Source organism: Eikenella exigua (genome assembly GCF_008805035.1).
In the GTDB taxonomy this organism is placed as follows: Bacteria; Pseudomonadota; Gammaproteobacteria; order Burkholderiales; family Neisseriaceae; genus Eikenella; species Eikenella exigua.
The window spans coordinates 849,921-867,651 of the sequence record NZ_CP038018.1; the positions used below are offsets into that span (position 1 = coordinate 849,921).

General features: G+C 56.3%; 16 protein-coding genes. 6 read left to right on the top strand and 10 right to left on the bottom strand.

All coding sequences use genetic code 11. From position 1 onward, the window contains the following. The first annotated feature begins 216 nt into the window (after window positions 1–216). From ptsN to ylqF, 4 genes are all read left to right on the top strand, one after another. On the top strand, window positions 217–663 hold the full coding sequence (gene ptsN, locus EZJ17_RS04535) for a PTS IIA-like nitrogen regulatory protein PtsN (RefSeq protein WP_067439119.1): 447 nt from the start codon (window positions 217–219) through the stop codon (window positions 661–663). A gap of 14 nt (window positions 664–677) precedes the next feature. After that, window positions 678–1,640, top strand: a complete 963-nt coding sequence (gene hprK, locus EZJ17_RS04540) for an HPr(Ser) kinase/phosphatase (RefSeq protein ID WP_067439116.1) — start codon at window positions 678–680, stop codon at window positions 1,638–1,640. Then, entirely contained in the window at window positions 1,621–2,478 is an 858-nt protein-coding gene (gene rapZ, locus EZJ17_RS04545; RefSeq protein WP_067439113.1) for an RNase adapter RapZ, read from the top strand. Before hprK ends, rapZ begins: the two co-directional genes overlap by 20 nt. Window positions 2,479–2,567: 89 nt before the next feature. Continuing rightward, on the top strand, window positions 2,568–3,497 hold the full coding sequence (gene ylqF, locus EZJ17_RS04550; RefSeq protein ID WP_067439110.1) for a ribosome biogenesis GTPase YlqF: 930 nt from the start codon (window positions 2,568–2,570) through the stop codon (window positions 3,495–3,497). 73 nt (window positions 3,498–3,570) lie between these two features. Here the strand turns inward: ylqF and EZJ17_RS04555 are convergent, their stop codons facing one another. The 10 genes from EZJ17_RS04555 to EZJ17_RS04600 form a co-directional block, all read right to left on the bottom strand. After that, on the bottom strand, window positions 3,571–3,975 hold the full coding sequence (locus EZJ17_RS04555) for a ClpXP protease specificity-enhancing factor (protein WP_067439107.1): 405 nt from the start codon (window positions 3,973–3,975) through the stop codon (window positions 3,571–3,573). Between the two features lie 151 nt (window positions 3,976–4,126). Beyond that, window positions 4,127–4,732, bottom strand: a complete 606-nt coding sequence (locus EZJ17_RS04560; RefSeq protein ID WP_067439104.1) for a glutathione S-transferase N-terminal domain-containing protein — start codon at window positions 4,730–4,732, stop codon at window positions 4,127–4,129. A gap of 200 nt (window positions 4,733–4,932) precedes the next feature. Further along, a complete protein-coding gene (gene parE, locus EZJ17_RS04565; RefSeq protein ID WP_067439102.1) occupies window positions 4,933–6,906 on the bottom strand; it encodes a DNA topoisomerase IV subunit B in 1,974 nt (657 codons plus the stop codon). Window positions 6,907–7,059: 153 nt separating this feature from the next. Next, window positions 7,060–8,031, bottom strand: coding sequence for a D-glycero-beta-D-manno-heptose-7-phosphate kinase (rfaE1, locus tag EZJ17_RS04570; protein ID WP_067439099.1), 972 nt, complete (start codon window positions 8,029–8,031; stop codon window positions 7,060–7,062). A 120-nt stretch (window positions 8,032–8,151) separates the two neighbouring features. After that, window positions 8,152–8,847: an aspartate/glutamate racemase family protein gene (locus EZJ17_RS04575; protein WP_067439096.1), complete on the bottom strand. Its 696-nt coding sequence runs from the start codon at window positions 8,845–8,847 to the stop codon at window positions 8,152–8,154. A gap of 138 nt (window positions 8,848–8,985) precedes the next feature. Then, a complete protein-coding gene (gene prfA, locus EZJ17_RS04580; RefSeq protein ID WP_067439093.1) occupies window positions 8,986–10,062 on the bottom strand; it encodes a peptide chain release factor 1 in 1,077 nt (358 codons plus the stop codon). Between the two features lie 92 nt (window positions 10,063–10,154). Further along, entirely contained in the window at window positions 10,155–10,634 is a 480-nt protein-coding gene (locus EZJ17_RS04585; protein ID WP_151086240.1) for a hypothetical protein, read from the bottom strand. Window position 10,635: 1 nt separating this feature from the next. After that, on the bottom strand, window positions 10,636–12,579 hold the full coding sequence (locus EZJ17_RS04590) for an ATP-binding cassette domain-containing protein (RefSeq protein ID WP_067439090.1): 1,944 nt from the start codon (window positions 12,577–12,579) through the stop codon (window positions 10,636–10,638). 87 nt (window positions 12,580–12,666) lie between these two features. Beyond that, the gene (locus EZJ17_RS04595) at window positions 12,667–14,127 is read right to left on the bottom strand and encodes a DegQ family serine endoprotease (RefSeq protein ID WP_067444764.1); all 1,461 of its coding nucleotides are present in this window, start codon (window positions 14,125–14,127) and stop codon (window positions 12,667–12,669) included. Window positions 14,128–14,376: 249 nt separating this feature from the next. Continuing rightward, a complete protein-coding gene (locus tag EZJ17_RS04600) occupies window positions 14,377–14,580 on the bottom strand; it encodes a cold-shock protein (protein ID WP_003822547.1) in 204 nt (67 codons plus the stop codon). 448 nt (window positions 14,581–15,028) lie between these two features. Between EZJ17_RS04600 and clpS the strand changes: the two genes are divergently transcribed. Together clpS and clpA are read left to right on the top strand one after the other, a co-directional pair. Further along, a complete protein-coding gene (gene clpS, locus EZJ17_RS04605; RefSeq protein ID WP_067439084.1) occupies window positions 15,029–15,334 on the top strand; it encodes an ATP-dependent Clp protease adapter ClpS in 306 nt (101 codons plus the stop codon). A gap of 3 nt (window positions 15,335–15,337) precedes the next feature. Then, on the top strand, window positions 15,338–17,635 hold the full coding sequence (gene clpA, locus EZJ17_RS04610; RefSeq protein ID WP_151086242.1) for an ATP-dependent Clp protease ATP-binding subunit ClpA: 2,298 nt from the start codon (window positions 15,338–15,340) through the stop codon (window positions 17,633–17,635). Window positions 17,636–17,731: the final 96 nt, after the last annotated feature.

A 17,731-nucleotide genomic window follows, 5' to 3' on the forward strand; every position in this document is an offset into this window, starting at 1 on the left:
ATCGCGCCATCCGTAGCCGCAACTGGGAAGCCTGTTTTAAAGTATCCTTAATCCAGCAACCGAATCAGCTGAGCTTTGTAGCTTGTTTTGCTGGCACATTACAGCGGCGGCTAAAAGACTGCCTGAAAACTTGGCCGCCGGGCACAAAATTGCCCTTCGGTGGCAGCACAGGTACAATTCCAACTTTGAATGTATTTTTATGCGAGAGAAGTAACCATGAGCCTAATCGGCAATATCCTGCCCGTATCGCATATTGTGCTGGATTTGGAAGTGAGCAGCAAAAAACGCCTGTTTGAAGAAGCCGGCCTGCTGCTGGAAAGCGAATCCGGCCTGAGCCGCGCCGCTGTGTTTGAATGCCTGTTTGCGCGCGAAAAGCTCGGCACCACCGCGCTGGGGCACGGCGTGGCCATCCCGCATGGCCGGCATGCCGAAGTGCAAGCGGCCACCGGCGCGTTTATCCGCTTGAAAGAAGCTGTGGATTTCGATGCGCCCGACGGCAAGCCGGTGTCGCTGGTGTTTGTGCTACTGGTGCCGGAAAACGCTTCCGGCGAGCATTTGGAAGTGTTGTCGGCCTTAGCCATCAAGCTTTCTGACAAAGCCGTGCGCGAGCAGATTTTAGTTGCCGAAAACACCGAAGCCGCCCACCGCATCCTCACCGCATAACCAATAGGACACCCATGCCCAGCATCTCCGTGCGCAAGCTCTATCAAGACAACCAGGCCAAGCTGAGTTTGGCTTGGTCGGCCGGCACGGCGGGCGCAGACAACCGCATCAGCGTGGATGCCGATAAACCCGTGCTGGCGCTGGTGGGGCATTTGAATTTTATCCACCCCAATCAGGTGCAGGTGTTGGGTGTGGCCGAAGTGGCTTATTTGGATAAGATGGCCGGCGGCGAAGTGAGAGAGAGTTTGGACGAACTCTTCGATTTAAGCATCGCTCTGGTGATTGTGGCCAATGATTTGCCTGTGCCCTTCATGCTGCGCGATTATTGCCACACGCACAACGTGCCGTTGCTTACTTCTAAAACCGAAAGCCCATTTTTGATGGACGTGCTGCGGATTTACCTACAACGCGTATTGGCTACCTCTACCGTGAAGCACGGTGTGTTTCTTGATGTGTTTGAAATCGGCGTACTGCTGATGGGCGCGTCCGGCTTGGGCAAGAGTGAGCTGGCCTTGGAGCTGATTTCGCGCGGACACGGCCTGGTGGCCGACGACTCGGTGGAACTTTACCGCACCGGCCCGGAAACGCTGGAAGGCCGCTGCCCGGCCGTGTTGCGCGATTTTCTCGAAGTACGCGGCTTGGGCGTGCTCAATATCCGTACCATCTTCGGTGAAACCGCCGTGCTGCCCTCCAAACAGCTCAAACTCATCATCAATCTTACGCTGGCCGACGACAACTACATGAAAACGCTCGACCGCCTTTCCATCCAGAGCGAAACCGAAACCGTCCTCAACGTGGCCGTGCGTTCGGTTACTCTGCCAGTGGCTGTCGGTCGCAACCTCGCCGTGCTAGTGGAAGCAGCGGTGCGCAACTATATTCTGCAGGCGCGTGGCAAAGACAGTACCAAAGAATTTTTAGAACGCCATACCGCCATGCTGAGGGAAAACGAACGCATCCATGAGAATAGTGCTGATTAGCGGGCTCACCGGCTCGGGAAAAACAGTTGCCTTAAAACTGCTCAATGACATGGGCTTCACTTGCGTGGACAACATTCCGCCCTCGCTCCTGCCCCAATTGGTAGCTCAATCTGCCGCCAGCCAAATCAGTAAGCTGGCCATCAGCCTCGATATCCGCCTGCCTTATCCTCAAGACTACATCCAAAATTGCCTGCGCGCCATACGCCGCCAAGGCCATCCCCTACGCCTGTTGTTTCTCGATACCGACACCGCCACCCTCATCCGCCGGCTCGACCGTCATGGCCGCCGTCATCCCCTTGCCGCCAACACCCTCACCCTGGGCGAAAGCATAGCAGCTGAGCGGCAGATGCTCCAGCCGTGGCAGAGTTTCGCCTTTTGTATCAACAATTCCCACGACGGCATCGGTGATTTGAAATTCCGCATCCAAGAATGGCTCGCCCTCAGCCACGGTGGTTTGCAGGTGGTGATTGAATCATTCGGTTTCAAATACGGCACACCGCTGGATTTGGATTTCCTTTTCGACACCCGAGCCTTACCCAACCCGTATTACGATGAAAACCTGCGCCCGCTAACCGGCCGCGATGAAGCCGTGCGTGCCTATTTTGCTCAATTCAAAATCGTGCAGCAGATGGTGGCCGACATCAGCGGCTACCTAAACCGCTGGCTGCCAGAATACGCCCGCCAAACCTGCGTGCATATGCTTGTGGTCGGCATCGGCTGCACCGGCGGCCAGCACCGCTCTGTATTCGTGGCCGAAGCCGTGGCCGAACGCTTGCGCGACTACCCCGTGTGGGTGCGCCATCGCCAGCTTCCCGCCACCGCTGCTCACCATGTGTAAAAACAAAGGATTGGTTCTGTTAAGGTTTGAGTTTTCAGGTAGCCTAAAACATCAAACAGGCCACCTGAAACCCACAGAAAGAAAACATCATGAGCATCCAATGGTTTCCCGGCCATATGTACAAAACCAAAAAAGCCCTCATTGAGCGGCTGAGAAGCACCGATATGGTCATCGAAATGCTGGATGCCCGCCTGCCTGCCTCCAGCCAAAATCCCCTGCTTGCCCAACTCTCACGCGGCAAACCTAAACTTTATCTACTAAACAAACAAGACATTGCCGACCCCGAGCTTACCCGCATGTGGCTTGCTGAATTGCAAAACCGGTCCAACACCAGTGCCATTGCCCTTGATGCTTCCGAACGCCAGGCCGCCCAAAAGATCACTGCCGCCTGCCGTGCTCTCGTCCCTCACCGACAAGGAATCGATCGCCCCTTGCGTGTGCTTATCTGCGGCATTCCCAACGTGGGCAAGTCCACCCTTATCAACGGCATGATCGGTAAAAAATCTGCTAAAACCGGCAACGAACCCGGCATCACCAAAACCGAACAACGCCTGCTGCTTGCCGACGACTTCTGGCTCTACGACACCCCCGGCATGCTGTGGCCGAAAATCATCGTTCCGCAAAGCGGCTACAACCTCGCCGCCAGCGGCGCAGTAGGCCGCAATGCGCTGGACGAAGAAACCGTCGCCCTCGAGCTGCTCAACTACCTGCGCCAGCACTACCTGCCCCAGCTGCAAGCACGTTACCAAGCCGATCCGGAAGAAAGCCAAAGCTGGCAAGACACCGACTGGCTCGAATGGATCGGCCGCCGGCGCGGTGCCCTGCTTGGCGGCGGCCGCATCAACTACCAAAAAGCCGCTGAAAACACCCTCACCGATTTTCGCGACGGCCAAATCGGCCGCATCACCCTCGAAACCCCCGAGCAATGGCAAACCTGGCTCGCTGCCGCCCGCGAAGAAGAAGCTCACCTGCAAGCCAAACGTGCCCAGCGGCAGGCTGAACGGCGTAAAGGGAAATAGGCGATATATACTAAAGGCTACCTGGAAACCGATTTTCAGTTTCCAGGTAGCCTTTAGTTTGACCGTGATGGCGTTATTTCACCAGCTTCAGGCCTTTGTGTTTGCCGGTGGGTTTGCTGTCTTTTCTGCTGCCGCCAGCTTCAGGTTCGGGTGGAGTGCCGGGTTCGTAGGGAGTGATATCGAAATTCATGCCTTCGCCGGTTTCGCGGGCATAGAGGGTGCCGATATGGCTGACTGGAATCCAAATGTCATGCGCCACGCCGCCGAAGCGGGCGGTGAAGCTGACCCAGTCGTTATCGATGGAAAGGCCGGCACAGGCGGTGGCGCCGATATTGAGGATGATTTGGTTATCTTTCACAAACTGCATGGGCACACGGGTGTGTTCGTTCACCCATACTTGTATGTAGGGAGTGTGTCCTTGGTCGCTGCACCATTCATGCAGGGCGCGGACAAGGTAGGGTTTAAGGGTGGGGTTCATGAGCAAGATTCCTGTGTGGCGAAGGGCTACCTGAAAAACATATAGCTAAAATACTTATTTCTTCCTACTGCGTTGGCTCGCCTTACCGTACTACCTGTACCGTCTGCGGCTTGCCGCCTTGTATGAAAAAATAATTATTTCAGCTATATGCCTAGCGGCGCATGGCTTTTTCGGCAGCAGTGAGCGCGGCGATAAAGGATTCACGCTGGAAAATGCGCTCGGCGTATTTCAGGATGGGGGCGGCAGATTTGCCCAGTTTGATGCCGTAGTGGTCGAGCCGCCACAGGAGGGGGGCGATGGCCACGTCGATCACGGAGAAGTCGTCGCCCAGTACATATTTGTTTTTAGAGAAGGCGGGAGCGAGCAGGGTAAGGCCTTGGCTGATGGCTTCGCGCGCTTTGGCCTGCTCTTTGGCTGATGTATCAGGGTTTTCGAGTTTCTGCACGTGGCTGAACAGCTCTTTTTCCATGCGGAACAAGACTAAGCGGCCACGGCCGCGCATCACGGGATCGCCGGGCATGAGCTGCGGGTGGGGAAAGCGTTCGTCGATGTATTCGTTGATGATGTTGGACTCAAACAAGATGAGGTCGCGTTCAACCAATACGGGAACTTGGTTGTAGGGGTTCATCACGGAGAGGTCTTCGGGTTTATTGAAGATATCTACGTCTTTGATTTCGAAATCCATGCCTTTTTCATATAGCACGAAGCGGCAGCGGTGGCTGAACGGGCAGGTGATGCCTGAGTATAAGACCATCATAACTGTATTCTCCCTAAATGGTTTCGCCGGCTTGGCAAGGCTGCCGGCATATGCTGGCAGCGTAATTATAGCCTGCCGGCGGTTTTATGGCTAGGAAATCTGTGTAACTTAATGATATTTATATATTTATTCAAATTGACGGCAAGAATGAAGGCTACCTGAAAAGCAAGCAATGTTTCAGGTAGCCTTTGCTTATGGCTTTAAATATCCAGCTCGGCTTTGTCGCCTTCGGCTTCCATCCAGCTGCGGCGCTGGGCGGATTCGCCTTTGCCCATAAGTTTGACGAATACTTCGCGAGTGGGCTCGCTGCTGTGCTCGGGGATATGCACGCGCAGCAGGCGGCGGGTGTCGGGGTGCATGGTGGTGTCTTTAAGCTGGTCGGGGTTCATTTCGCCCAAGCCTTTAAAGCGGCTGATGGAATATTGGTTTTCGCGCAGGCCTTCTTTGCGCAGTTTTTCCAGAATGCCTTCGAGCTCGGCTTGGTCGAGGGCGTAGAATTTGCGGGCGGTTTTTTTCCTGCCTTGGGCGGCTACGTCCACACGGAACAGCGGCGGCTGGGCAACGTAGATGTGGCCGCGGCGGATGAGCTCGGGGAAGTGGCGGTAAAACAGGGTGAGCAGCAACACTTGGATGTGCGAGCCGTCGACGTCGGCATCGGAAAGAATGGCGATTTTGCCGTAGCGCAGGCCGGAGAGGTCGGGGCTGTCGCCTTCGCCGTGCGGGTCTACGCCGATGGCCACGGAAATATCGTGGATTTCGGTGTTGGCGAAGAGTTGGTCGCGGTGCACTTCGAAGCTGTTGAGCACTTTGCCGCGCAGGGGCAGGATGGCTTGGGTGTTGCGGTCGCGGGCGAGTTTGGCGGAGCCGCCGGCGGAATCGCCTTCTACCAGGAACAGCTCGTTTTCGCGGATGTCTTCGCTTTCGCAGTCGGTGAGCTTGCCGGGCAATACGGAAATGCCGCTGCCTTTGCGTTTTTCGATTTTCTTCACTGAACGCATGCGCTCTTGGGCTTGTTTGATGGCGAGCTCGGCAATTTTCTTGCCGGCTTCGAGGTTTTGGTTGAGCCACAATTCGACGGGGTCGCCGGCGAGGGCGGCCACGAGTTTGAGCGCGTCGCGGTTGGTGAGTTTGTCTTTGGTTTGGCCTTGGAATTGCGGGTCGAGCATGCGCACGGAAAGCACGAAGGCGACGCGGTTGAATACGTCGTCGCTTTGGATTTTCACGCCGCGCGGCAAAAGGTTGTGGTGGGTGATGAAGTTGGATACGGCGTTGAACAGGGCTTGTTTGAGCCCGGCTTCGTGGGTGCCGCCGGCAGGGGTGGGGATGAGGTTGACATAGCTCTCGGTGGTGATGCGGCCTTCTTCCAGCCAGGTGAGGGCGCAGGATACGCCTTCGCCGTCGGCAAAATCACCATGATGGCTACCTGAAACATGGTTTTGCAGCGTAAGCAGGGGCAGGGTGTTTTCCTGCTCGGCCAGCAGGGTTTTCAGGTAGCCTTCCAGGCCGTCGGGGTAGTGCCAGGTTTGGGTTTCGGGCAGGCCGTTGCGCCGGCGGGTGAGGGTAACGGTTACGCCGGGCAGCAGCACGGCTTTGGCACGCAGCAGGCGTTCGATTTCGGCGATGTCGTAGTTGGGGCTTTCGAAATAGCGGGCATCGGGCCAGATGCGCAGGGTGGTGCCGCTGTCTTTGGCGGAGCATTTGCCGGTTTCGGCCAAAGGCTCGACCACGTCGCCGCCGGCAAAGGCGATACGGTATTCGCGCCCTTCGCGGCGCACGGCCACTTCGAGGCGGCGGGAGAGGGCGTTGGTTACGGATACGCCCACGCCGTGCAGGCCGCCGGAGAAGACATAAGCGCCGTCGCCGCTGGTTTTGTTGAATTTGCCGCCGGCATGCAGGCGGGTGAACACCAGCTCGACCACGGGCACGTTTTCTTCTGGATGCAGACCCACGGGAATGCCGCGCCCGTTGTCGGATACGGAGAGCGAACCGTCTTCGTGGATTTCCACATTGATGCGGCTGGCGAAGCCGCCGAGGGCTTCGTCGGCAGCGTTGTCGATGGCTTCCTGGCAGATGTGGGTAGGGCTGTCGGTACGGGTGTACATGCCGGGGCGTTCTTTCACCGGCTCCAGGCCTTTGAGGACTTTGATGCTGCTTTCTGAGTATTGCTTGGTCATGGGTGTGTTCACGTTTTAAATCCGGCCTATTTTAGCATATTAGGATTGGCGATTTATGGCTATCCAAGCTGTGCCGGGCATACAAGAAACAGGCTACCTGAAAACGAGTGGAACAAAATTTCAGGTAGCCTGTGTTGGGAATGGGGCTGGGCTTTAGCCTGCCTCAACATCTTGTTGCAAGGCGGCGAGCAATTCGGCTTGGCTACACACGGCGGTGCCGAGTTTGGCCACCACCACGCCGGCGGCGGCGTTGGCGATGTGCATGGCTTGGCGCAAATCCAGTTTGGCGGCCAGGCCGAGGCCTACGGTGGCGATGACGGTGTCGCCGGCGCCGGATACGTCGAACACTTCCTGCGCGCGGGTGGGCTGGTGGCTGATGTGCTCTGCCTCATACAGACTCATGCCTTCTTCGCTGCGGGTGAGCAGGATGGCGTTTAATTGTAGGTGGCGGCGCAGGGCTTCGGCTTTTTCGGTGAGCTCGGCTTCGTTTTCCCATGAGCCGACCACTTGGCGCAGTTCGTTACGGTTGGGGGTGATGAGGCTGGCTCCGGCATATTTTTCGTAGTCGTCGCCTTTGGGATCGATTAACACAGGTTTGTTGTGCTCGCGGGCGAAATCAATCATATCGGCTACCTGAAACAGGCAGCCTTTGCGGTAGTCGGAAAGGATAACGGCATCATAATCCGGCAGCAGGCTGCGGAAACGGCGGTTGAGCCGATCCAGCACGTCTTGGCTGGGCTTCTCTTCAAAATCAATGCGCAAAAGCTGCTGATTACGCGAGAGCACACGCAGTTTCACGGTAGTGTCGATGGTTTCATCGCGTTCTAAAAAGGTTTGTACGCCATTGCTTTGAACGATTTTTTCCAGTTCGTTGGCAGCCTCGTCTTGGCCAACCACCGACAGCAAGGCTGCCTGCCCACCCAGGGCCGCGATGTTGCGCGCCACGTTGCCGGCACCACCGGCGCGCTGATCCATGCGCTCGATTTTGGCTACGGGTACGGGGGCTTCGGGGGAAATGCGCTCCACCTCGCCAAACCAGTAGCGGTCGAGCATGGTGTCACCCACCACCAGCACGCGGGCGGATTGGAACTGCTGGGGGAGAGTGGTGAGAGAAGGGAGGATCATGGCTAATCTCCGATGTTGGTAAGATGGACGGGCGTTCTTATGCAAGCAATTCGCACAGTTGTTTGGCCTCGTATGAAGGATATATTTCTGTAACAGGCTACCTGAAAATCAGTATCCGCTTCAGGCTGTTTGCAAGATAAATTTGGTGGCGGACTGCACATGGATTTCGGTGGTGTCGAACAACGGCACGGCAGTGTCTTCGGGGCGCACCAGCAGGCCGATTTCAGTGCAGCCGAGGATGATGCCCTGTGCGCCTTGGGCAGCCAGCTGCCCGATAGTTTGCACATAAAAGCGGTGGCTGCCTTCAGCAAACTTGCCCACGCAGAGCTCTTCAAAAATGATGCGGTGTATTTCGGCCTGCGTGTCCTCGTCCGGTACAATGGCTTGGATGCCGCGTTCGGCCAGACCTTTGCGGTAGAATGCGTCCTGCATGGTAAAGCGTGTGCCGAGCAAGCCAACGGTGTACATGCCTTGTGCGCGGATACGTTCGGCCACGCTGTCTAAAATATGCAGGAAGGGCACGCCGATGGCGGCCTGTATTGGGGCAGCAACTTTGTGCATGGTGTTGGTGGCCAGGAGGACGGCGTCTGCGCCGGCCTGCTCCAGATTGCGGGCGGCTTGGGCGAGGATTTCGCCGGCTTTGAGCCAATCGCCGCGCTGCTGACAATCCACGATTTCTTGAAATTCCACGCTGGCGAGCAGGATGGGTGCGCTGTGGTTGCCGCCTTTTTGCCGGTTGATAAGGCGGTTGATTTGAGTGTAGTAGGTGGCGGTGCTTTCGGGCGACATGCCGCCGATGATGCTAAGGGTGTTCATGTGGGCTTTCTTTTGGTGAGATTCAGGTGACCTTTGGAGCGGTATGCAGAAGCTGCCTGAAAAGCTGTATATCGGCTTTAGGTAGCCTGTTTGGTGTTTAAGGCTACCTGAAAATTTAATCTTCAGTGGAGCGGAACCCTATTCGCCCATGGCGGCCAAGAGTTCGGCCTGGTGCTCAGCGATGAGGGCGTTGGTGATTTCTTCCATGTCGCCGTCCATCACGAAGTCGAGCTTGTGCAGGGTGAGGTTGATGCGGTGGTCGGTAACGCGGCCTTGCGGGTAGTTGTAGGTGCGGATGCGTTCGCTGCGGTCGCCGCTGCCGATGAGGGATTTGCGTTCGGCGGCTTCTTTAGCCTGGGCTTCGCGTTTTTGTTTGTCATTCAGGCGGGCGGCGAGCACTTTCATGGCTTGGGCTTTGTTGGCGTGCTGGCTGCGGCCGTCTTGGCATTCCACCACTATGCCGGTGGGCAGGTGGGTGATGCGGATGGCGGAATCGGTTTTATTGATGTGCTGGCCGCCGGCGCCGGATGCGCGGAAGGTGTCGATACGCAGTTCGGCGGGGTTGAGCTGGATTTCTTCGAGCTCATCGGCTTCGGGCATCACGGCCACGGTACAGGCGGAGGTGTGGATGCGGCCTTGGCTTTCGGTGGTGGGCACGCGTTGCACTCGGTGGCCGCCGCTCTCAAATTTGAGCCGGCCATAGGCGCCAATGCCGGCGATGCGGGCGATGACTTCTTTGTAGCCGCCCAAATCGCTTTCGTTGGCGGAAACGATTTCGACCTGCCAGCGGTTGCGCTCGGCATAGCGGGTGTACATGCGCAGCAAATCGGCGGCAAACAGGGCGGCTTCATCGCCGCCGGTGCCGGCTCGGACTTCGAGGAAAATATTTTTGCCGTCGTCTTCGTCTTTGGGCAGCAAAAGTTTTTGCAGCTCGGTATCCAGCGTTTCGATTTTGGCTTTGGCGGCTTCGATTTCTTCAGCAGCGAAGTCTTTCATTTCGGGATCGGCAAGCATGTCTTCAGCGTCGGCAAGGTCGCTTTCGGCTTGGCGGTATTGTCGATAGGCTTCTACCACGGGGGTGAGCTCGGCATGCTCTTGGTTGAGCTGGCGGAAGCGGTTGATGTCGGCAGTGGCCTCGGGGGTGCTGAGCAGGGCGGTTACTTCTTCGAGCCGCTCGGAGAGGGATTGGAGTTTGTCTAGAACTGATGGTTTCATGTGGGCTCTTTCAAACAATTTTCAGGTAGCCTCAAACGATAGAGGCTACCTGAAAAGGATTATAGCAAATGCGGCCGGGTTTGCCGCCGTGCCTACATGCGGCTGAGTTCGCGCTGTAGGGCTTGGATGTTTTGCTGGCGATCGAGCACGTCGCTTTGCAGACTGCTGACGCGGGCTTGGTGAGCCTGGTAGGCTGCGCCGTCACCTTTGGGCATGGTGCGGCTTTCGGTGAGGGCTCTTTGTGCAGTGGCCAGGGCACGGCGTTCGTTGGCCAGCTCTTGCTCGAGAATCATGCGGCGACCGCTATTGGTGCGGCCGGAAGGGGCGGCTGCAGCCACGGGCTGCGGGGCGGGCGCACGATATACGGCGGCTTGCTGGCTGCCGGCGGCAACGGGCGCAGGCGTGGGGCGCGGCCGGGCGGCACTGTAGCGGCCGATAGTGGGCAGGTCGGCACGTTGGCAGCCGGGGCCGGGTTTGCTGCTGTAGCTGCCGTTACCGCAGGAATAAACGGGGCCGGCGGCTGCGCTGAGGCAGCTTAGGGCAAAAATGGTAAGTAGCGTAGTTTTCTGCATTTTATTTTCCCTTTTCTAACGATTGCTGGCTGGAAAATTCCTGTTCGACGGCTTGATACACGGCTTCAAGTTGTTCTTGCAGGGCGAGCCAGTCTTCTTCTGTTTGTGCTAATTGTACTTTGACTTCGGCTGTTTTGGCTAAGTATTGGTGCAATTTGGCTTTATTGTGTTCCTTATATGCTTCTTCATCGGCGAGAAAGGCTTCGCATTCGGCTTGCTCGGCGCTGAGTTTGGCCATGAGCTGTTCGGCTTTTTCGATTTTTTGCTGGATGGGTTTGCCGCGCTGGGCGCGTTGCTGTCGGATTTGCGCGGCGAGGCGTTTTTCGTCTTTGCGGTTTTGGCCGGCAGCAGAAGGAGGCGGGGCGGCTTCTGGGTTGCTTTGGGCCAGGCGCAGGCGGCGGTAGTCGTTGAGGTCGCCTTCGAAAGTTTTCAGGTAGCCTTGGTCGATGAGCAGGAAGCTGTCGGTGGTGGCTTCGAGCAGGCTGCGGTCGTGGGAAACGACGATGAGCGCGCCTTGGAAACTTTGCAGGGCCACGGTGAGGGCGTGGCGCATATCGAGGTCGAGGTGGTTGGTGGGTTCGTCGAGCAGGAGCAGGTTGGGCTGCTGCCACACGATAACGGCCAGCGCGAGGCGGGCTTTTTCACCGCCGGAAAAGCCGGTGATGGGCTGGATGGCCATGTCGCCGGCGAAGTCAAAGCCGCCGAGGAAGTTGCGGATGTCTTGCTCTTTGGCCTCGGGGCTGAGGCGCTGGATGTGCCAGAGCGGGCTTTGGTCGGCGCGCAGGGTGTCGAGCTGGTGTTGGGCGAAATAGCCGATTTTCAGTTTGTCGGCGCGGATAATTTGGCCGCTTTGGGGCTCCAGGCTACCTGAAAGGGCTTTGATCAAGGTAGATTTGCCGCTGCCGTTTACGCCGAGCAGGCCGAGGCGGGCGCCGCTTTCGAGCGAGAGGGTGGTTTGGTGCAAAACGGTTTGCCCGCCGTAGCCGAGATCGACTTGTTCGAGCTTAAGCAGAGGATTGGGCAGGTGTTCGGGCGGGGGAAAGGAGAAGCTGAAGCTGCTGTCGAGGTGGGCGGGGGCAACCAGCTCGAGCTTAGCCAGGGCTTTAACTCGGCTTTGGGCTTGTTTGGCCTTGGTGGCTTTGGCTTTGAAGCGGTCGATAAAGGATTGGAGGTGCTGGATGTGCGCCTGCTGTTTAACGTAGGCGGCCTGCTGGTTGGCAAGGCGTTGGGCGCGTTGTTGCTGGTAGAAGTCGTAGTTGCCGCTGTAGCTGTGCAGCTGGCGTTGGGCGAGCTCGATGGTGTGGTTGGTGGCGGCGTTGAGGAAGTCGCGGTCGTGGGAGATGATGATTTGGGTGCAGGGCAGGGCGGCGAGGTGGCTTTCCAGCCACAATACGGTTTCGAGGTCGAGGTGGTTGGTGGGTTCGTCGAGCAGGAGCAGGTCGGCGCGGCACATGAGGGCTTGGGCAAGGTTGAGGCGCATGCGCCAGCCGCCGGAAAAGGCTTTGACGGGGTAGCTGTGTTCAGATTGGCTAAAGCCCAGACCGTTCAATAGCTTGGCTGCGCGGGCAGGGGCGCTGTAGGCGCCAATTTCTTCAAGCTTGGCGTGGCATTCGGCAATGGCGTGCCCGTCGTTTTGCGCTTCGGCCTGCTTTAGGGCTACCTGAAAAGTTTGCAGCTCGGTATCGCCTTGCAACACGTAATCCAACGCGCTAATTTCCAGAGCGGGGGTTTCTTGCGCCACGGCAGCGAGTTTCCAATGTGGGGGCAGGTGGATGTCGCCGGCGTCGGCACCAATTTCGCCTTTAATCAGGGCAAACAGGCTGGATTTGCCGCTGCCGTTTTTGCCGATAAGGCCGACTCGGCGGCCGGGGGCGATGCGGGCGGAGGCTTGTTCGAGCAGAACTTTATTGCCACGTTGCAGGGTGAGGCGATTGATTTCTATCATGTTGTTTGATATGTGGGAATCTGAATTTTTTAGATGAAGAGGCTACCTGAAAAATATTTTTCAGGTAGCCTTTGCTATGTAGTTCGGCTAACGGTGTAATTCCAGCGCTAAAAACAGCTTGCTGTTGCCGCGTTGGATGAGTAGGGCGACGGTGTGGTCGGCATGGTTGAGGGCTTGGTTGAAGCTGTTTTCGTCGCTCACGGCGGTGCGGTTTACCATTAGGATGATGTCACCACGCCGCAGGCCGGCCTGTTGGGCGGCGCCTTCAACCTGCAAAACCAAGAGGCTTTGCCCTTGGCTGCGTAGTTGCAGGCCGGTAGGCTCGGAGGTGAAGCCGCTGCCGTTATCGGCATTGGTGCCGCTGCCGGATTGGTTGCCGGCATCGGCGCTGCTGGTGTTGCTAGAACCGAGGGTGACTTGTACTTCTTCGCGTTTGCCATTGCGCCAAATGCCGAGGGTGAGCTGGGTGCCGGGCGGCATCATGCCGACGAGCACGGGCAAGTCGCTGGAAGCTTTCACGTTTTCGCCATTCACGCTTTGCACGATGTCGCCGGGCTGGAGGCCGGCTTTGTCGGCGGGGCCGCCAGGAGTTACCTGCGAAATCAGCGCGCCGTTGGCGGCTTGGAGGCCGAAGGATTTGGCTAAGTCGTAGTTTACTTCTTGAATCACCACGCCGATGCGGCCGCGCTCAACTTTGCCGTTGCGGCGCAGCTGGTCGGCCACATTCATGGCCACATCAATGGGGATGGCGAAGGAGATGCCCATAAAGCCGCCGGATTGGCTGTAGATTTGGGAGTTTACGCCCACTACTTGCCCGCGCAGGTTGAACAGCGGGCCGCCGGAATTGCCGGGGTTGATGGCTACGTCGGTTTGGATGAAAGGAGTGTAGTTTTCGTTGGGCAGGCTGCGGCCTTTGGCGGAGACGATGCCAGCGGTTACGCTGTTGTCGAAGCCGAAAGGTGCGCCGATGGCGGCTACCCATTCGCCTACACGCAAGGTTTTGGGGTCGCCGATTTTGACGGTGGGCAGGCCTTGCGCGTCGATTTTCAAGAGGGCGATATCAGTTTGGGTGTCGGAGCCGACCAGGCGGGCAGTGTATTCGCGGCGGTTGTTGAGCACGACTTTGATACTATTCATGCCGCTGAGGACGTGGGTGTTGGTGAGGATATAGCCGTCGGAGCTAATGAGAAAGCCGGAACCGAAGTTGTATTCGTCGTCGCCGGGCTCGACTAAATCGGCTTGGTTGGGCTGCAGGCGTTTGAAAAATTCGGAGAAAGGATCGTTTTCAGGCAGCTGATCGATATTGTCTTCGCCACCGGCCTGAGCAGTGTTTTCATTGGTGCGGCTGGCTTGAATATTGACCACAGCGCCGCCCTCTTGCGCAACTAATTTGGTGAAGTCAGGCAACAGCATATCAGCACCACCTGCGGGTGCGCTCACGGTTCGGACAAATGAGGAATCGTCAGTAGAGGCTTCTTCTTTGCCGCATCCGCCTAAGAGCATCAGGGCAAGCAGGATGGAAAAGATGGGGCGGGTGGTGTTTGGCATGGTGGCAACAATATTGTATTGGCAGGCAAGGGAAGCATTGTATAACTAAAGCATTTATTTAGCCATGCCAGGCTGGAATGCCTTGCTTTTGCGGGATGTGCTTGGAGTGTGAAGATTTAGTTGTGTGAAAACTTGCTATGCTAGACCGTAACCTTGTTGAAACCGTGTTTTCAGGTAGTATTAAGTCGGAAGGGTATGTCTGAAAGCACAAAAAGACAGGCCGTTACCTGTCTTTTTATAAGCGGCTACTTAGGCCGGCTGGATATTGGATGCTTGTTTGCCTTTCGGGCCAGTGGTTACTTCAAAAGAAACTTTCTGACCTTCTTTCAGGGTCTTGAAACCGTTCATGTTGATGGCCGAGAAGTGGGCAAACAAATCTTCGCCACCCTCATCGGGAGTGATGAAACCAAAACCTTTAGCATCGTTAAACCATTTAACAGTACCAGTTGCCATACAATACATCCTATCTAAAAAAACAAAATATCGGGAAAAGCAGGGTTGGCAAAGCAGGAAAACGACTGTGTTGGGTAAAACGGTTTGTTCAGCTGCCGAGCCGGAGCAATTTATCCAGCCTGCCGCGCTTGCGGAGATAAGTTTCGCGCAGCCGGGATTAACAGTCAAGTAATGTTTGAATAATAATGTTAAAAATCGCAAAAAAAAGACAGAAATCCGAGCTTTTACCCTTATTTTGTGTTCTGCCGTACGGTTGAATATAATTATCTGGCATCAGTCTGCGGTTAGGCTGTGCAAAAAAGCAACCGGCAAACAAAGTTGATTTACAATCTAAAACCGAATTACGGCTAAAGCCGTTGAATTCCTGTTGCGGCGTTAGTCTGCTTCACTAATAGCAGATAAAGCAAAGGCCTCGGCCAACTACAGTACACCTTGAAGAGTCAAAGCTATGTCCAATACCGAACAGGCGCTCCAGCCAGAAACTGTCTGGCAAAATGTGTCTCCGCCCAAGAAATATGGCGTATTCCTGATTAATGATGATTACACACCAATGGATTTTGTGGTTAGCTTGCTTACTGATATTTTCAGGCTACCTGAAAACCAGGCGGCAACAGTGATGTTGCAAGTACATCACAAAGGCAAAGGTCTGTGCGGTGTTTACCAAAAAGATATTGCTGATACCAAGCATCAGCAAGTGCAAAACCTTGCTAGACAGGCCGGTCATCCGCTGCTGAGTACGGTTGAGGAGGTGTGAGCCATGTTGTCGAAAGAGCTGGAAAGCATTTTACAGGTTATCTATGCCGATGCCCGCATGCAGCGCTATGAATTCATCGGCATAGAACATCTATTGCTTTCGCTGGTGCAGGAGAGCGACGAGGTGCGAGCGGTGTTGCAAAGCTGCGGTGCGAACATCCCAGTTTTGGCCGAACAGCTGGCTATCAGCATTGAAGAAAACACGCCGGTTCTGCCTGAGGATTCGCCAACCAGCAGCGAAACCCAGCCCACGCTCGGTTTCCAGCGCGTGATTCAGCGTGCGATTGTGCATGTGCAGTCGGCAGGCAAACGGCAGGTGCAGCCGGTGGACGTACTGGTGGCGATTATGTCGGAAAAAAACAGCCATGCCGTGTATTTCCTGGGCTTGCAGTCGATTGGCCGCAGCGAGATTCTCAACTATATCGCGCACGGCATCGTGCCGGATCGCGTAGTGGAAACAGATAAAGGCGATGAAGTTGAACAGGAAGGTGGCGAGGAGGGCAAACCTATCCGTCATGCCCTAGCCAAATATACCGTTAACCTTAATATTGAAGCACGCGAAGGGCGTATCGATCCGCTGGTTGGCCGCACCATGGAATTGGAACGCCTCATGCAAACCCTGTGCCGCCGCCGCAAAAACAACCCGCTTTTGGTGGGTGAGGCCGGTGTGGGCAAAACCGCATTGGCCGAAGGCTTGGCCTACCGCTTAGAACACAGCGATGTACCTGACGCACTCGCCGGCGCCACCGTGTTTGCGCTGGATATGGGCTCGCTCTTGGCCGGCACCAAATACCGCGGCGACTTCGAGGCCCGCATCAAAGCTGTGCTTAAAGAGTTAGCCAAAATCGAGCACTCTATTCTGTTTATTGATGAAATTCACACTATCATCGGTGCAGGCAGTACCACCGGCAGCACCATGGATGCTTCCAATCTGCTCAAACCAGCTCTCTCTAAAGGCCATCTGCGCTGCATCGGCGCCACCACATATGACGAATACCGTACCATCTTCGCCAAAGACCATGCCTTAAGCCGCCGTTTCCAGAAAATCGACGTAGCCGAGCCCAGTGTGGCTGAAACCGTGGAAATCCTCAAAGGACTGCAACCCGCACTCGAGGCCTTCCACCAAATCCGCTTTTCCCAGCACGCCTTGAGTGCTGCCGCCGAGCTTTCGGTACGCTACCTGAACGACCGCTTCCTGCCCGATAAGGCCATCGATTTGATTGATGAAGCTGCTGCCGCCCAGCGCATTTTGCCCGGCGATAAACGGCGCAAAGTGATTGAAGCCGCGCAGATTGAAGAAGTGGTGGCCAAAATTGCCCGCATTCCCGAGCAGACTGTTTCCAAAGATGACAAAGAAGTGTTGCGTCATTTGGAGCGCAACCTAAAAAATATGGTATTCGGTCAAGATGCTGCTATCGAAGCATTGGCTGCCGCCATTAAGATGTCTCGCTCCGGCCTGGGGTCGGCGGAAAAACCCATCGGCAGCTTCCTGTTTTCCGGCCCCACCGGCGTGGGCAAAACTGAAGTCGCCCGCCAGCTTGCTTATATTTGGGGCGTGCCGCTGCAACGCTTCGATATGTCCGAATACATGGAACGCCATGCCGTGGCTCGCCTCATCGGTGCGCCACCCGGTTACGTCGGCTTTGAGCAGAGCGGTCTGCTCACCGAAGTAGTAAACAAACAGCCATTCTGCGCGCTGTTGCTGGACGAAATCGAAAAAGCCCACCCTGATGTGCACAATATCCTGCTGCAAATAATGGACTACGGCACACTCACCGACAACAACGGCCGCAAAACCGATTTCCGCAACACCATTGTGATCATGACCACCAACGCCGGTGCAGAAAGCCTTAGCCGCCCCGTGCTCGGCTTCACGCGCCAGCGCATGAGCGGCGATGAGGGCGATGCGCTGAAAAAAGCCTTCACCCCCGAATTTCGCAACCGCTTGGATGCCGTGATTTCCTTCGCTCCGTTGGATACCGAAATCATCGCCAAGGTAACCGACAAATTCCTGCTTGCCCTGGAGCAGCAGCTGTTGGCCAAAAATGTGGAAGCCCATTTTACTACCGGCCTGCGCAGCTATCTGGCCGAGCAGGGCTTTGATCCGCAAATGGGTGCCCGCCCTATGCAGCGGCTGATTCAAGACAAAATCCGCCGCCTGCTCGCCGACGAGCTCCTTTTTGGCCGCTTAAGTAAAGGCGGCGAGGTAACCATCGGCTACGATGCCAAATCCGACAAAGTTACCCTTGCCTTCTCTGCCGCCAAAGCCAAGCGCGGCAAAGTGGCGGATGCCAACGGCTGATACAGGGCAGATATGGTTTGCAGTGTAAGCGTGTTATAGCTTCTTAAGGAGAAACGCAGCTTTTTTTGAGGGCGATGATTTGACTGCATTGAAGCT

Bases quoted from the DNA above. Each gene is read 5' to 3' on its own strand.
- ptsN (WP_067439119.1), top strand. From the start codon at position 217: ATGAGCCTAATCGGCAATATCCTGCCCGTATCGCATATTGTGCTGGAT.
- hprK (WP_067439116.1), top strand. From the start codon at position 678: ATGCCCAGCATCTCCGTGCGCAAGCTCTATCAAGACAACCAGGCCAAG.
- rapZ (WP_067439113.1), top strand. From the start codon at position 1,621: ATGAGAATAGTGCTGATTAGCGGGCTCACCGGCTCGGGAAAAACAGTT.
- ylqF (WP_067439110.1), top strand. From the start codon at position 2,568: ATGAGCATCCAATGGTTTCCCGGCCATATGTACAAAACCAAAAAAGCC.
- EZJ17_RS04555 (WP_067439107.1), bottom strand. From the start codon at position 3,975: ATGAACCCCACCCTTAAACCCTACCTTGTCCGCGCCCTGCATGAATGG.
- EZJ17_RS04560 (WP_067439104.1), bottom strand. From the start codon at position 4,732: ATGATGGTCTTATACTCAGGCATCACCTGCCCGTTCAGCCACCGCTGC.
- parE (WP_067439102.1), bottom strand. From the start codon at position 6,906: ATGACCAAGCAATACTCAGAAAGCAGCATCAAAGTCCTCAAAGGCCTG.
- rfaE1 (WP_067439099.1), bottom strand. From the start codon at position 8,031: ATGATCCTCCCTTCTCTCACCACTCTCCCCCAGCAGTTCCAATCCGCC.
- EZJ17_RS04575 (WP_067439096.1), bottom strand. From the start codon at position 8,847: ATGAACACCCTTAGCATCATCGGCGGCATGTCGCCCGAAAGCACCGCC.
- prfA (WP_067439093.1), bottom strand. From the start codon at position 10,062: ATGAAACCATCAGTTCTAGACAAACTCCAATCCCTCTCCGAGCGGCTC.
- EZJ17_RS04585 (WP_151086240.1), bottom strand. From the start codon at position 10,634: ATGCAGAAAACTACGCTACTTACCATTTTTGCCCTAAGCTGCCTCAGC.
- EZJ17_RS04590 (WP_067439090.1), bottom strand. From the start codon at position 12,579: ATGATAGAAATCAATCGCCTCACCCTGCAACGTGGCAATAAAGTTCTG.
- EZJ17_RS04595 (WP_067444764.1), bottom strand. From the start codon at position 14,127: ATGCCAAACACCACCCGCCCCATCTTTTCCATCCTGCTTGCCCTGATG.
- EZJ17_RS04600 (WP_003822547.1), bottom strand. From the start codon at position 14,580: ATGGCAACTGGTACTGTTAAATGGTTTAACGATGCTAAAGGTTTTGGT.
- clpS (WP_067439084.1), top strand. From the start codon at position 15,029: ATGTCCAATACCGAACAGGCGCTCCAGCCAGAAACTGTCTGGCAAAAT.
- clpA (WP_151086242.1), top strand. From the start codon at position 15,338: ATGTTGTCGAAAGAGCTGGAAAGCATTTTACAGGTTATCTATGCCGAT.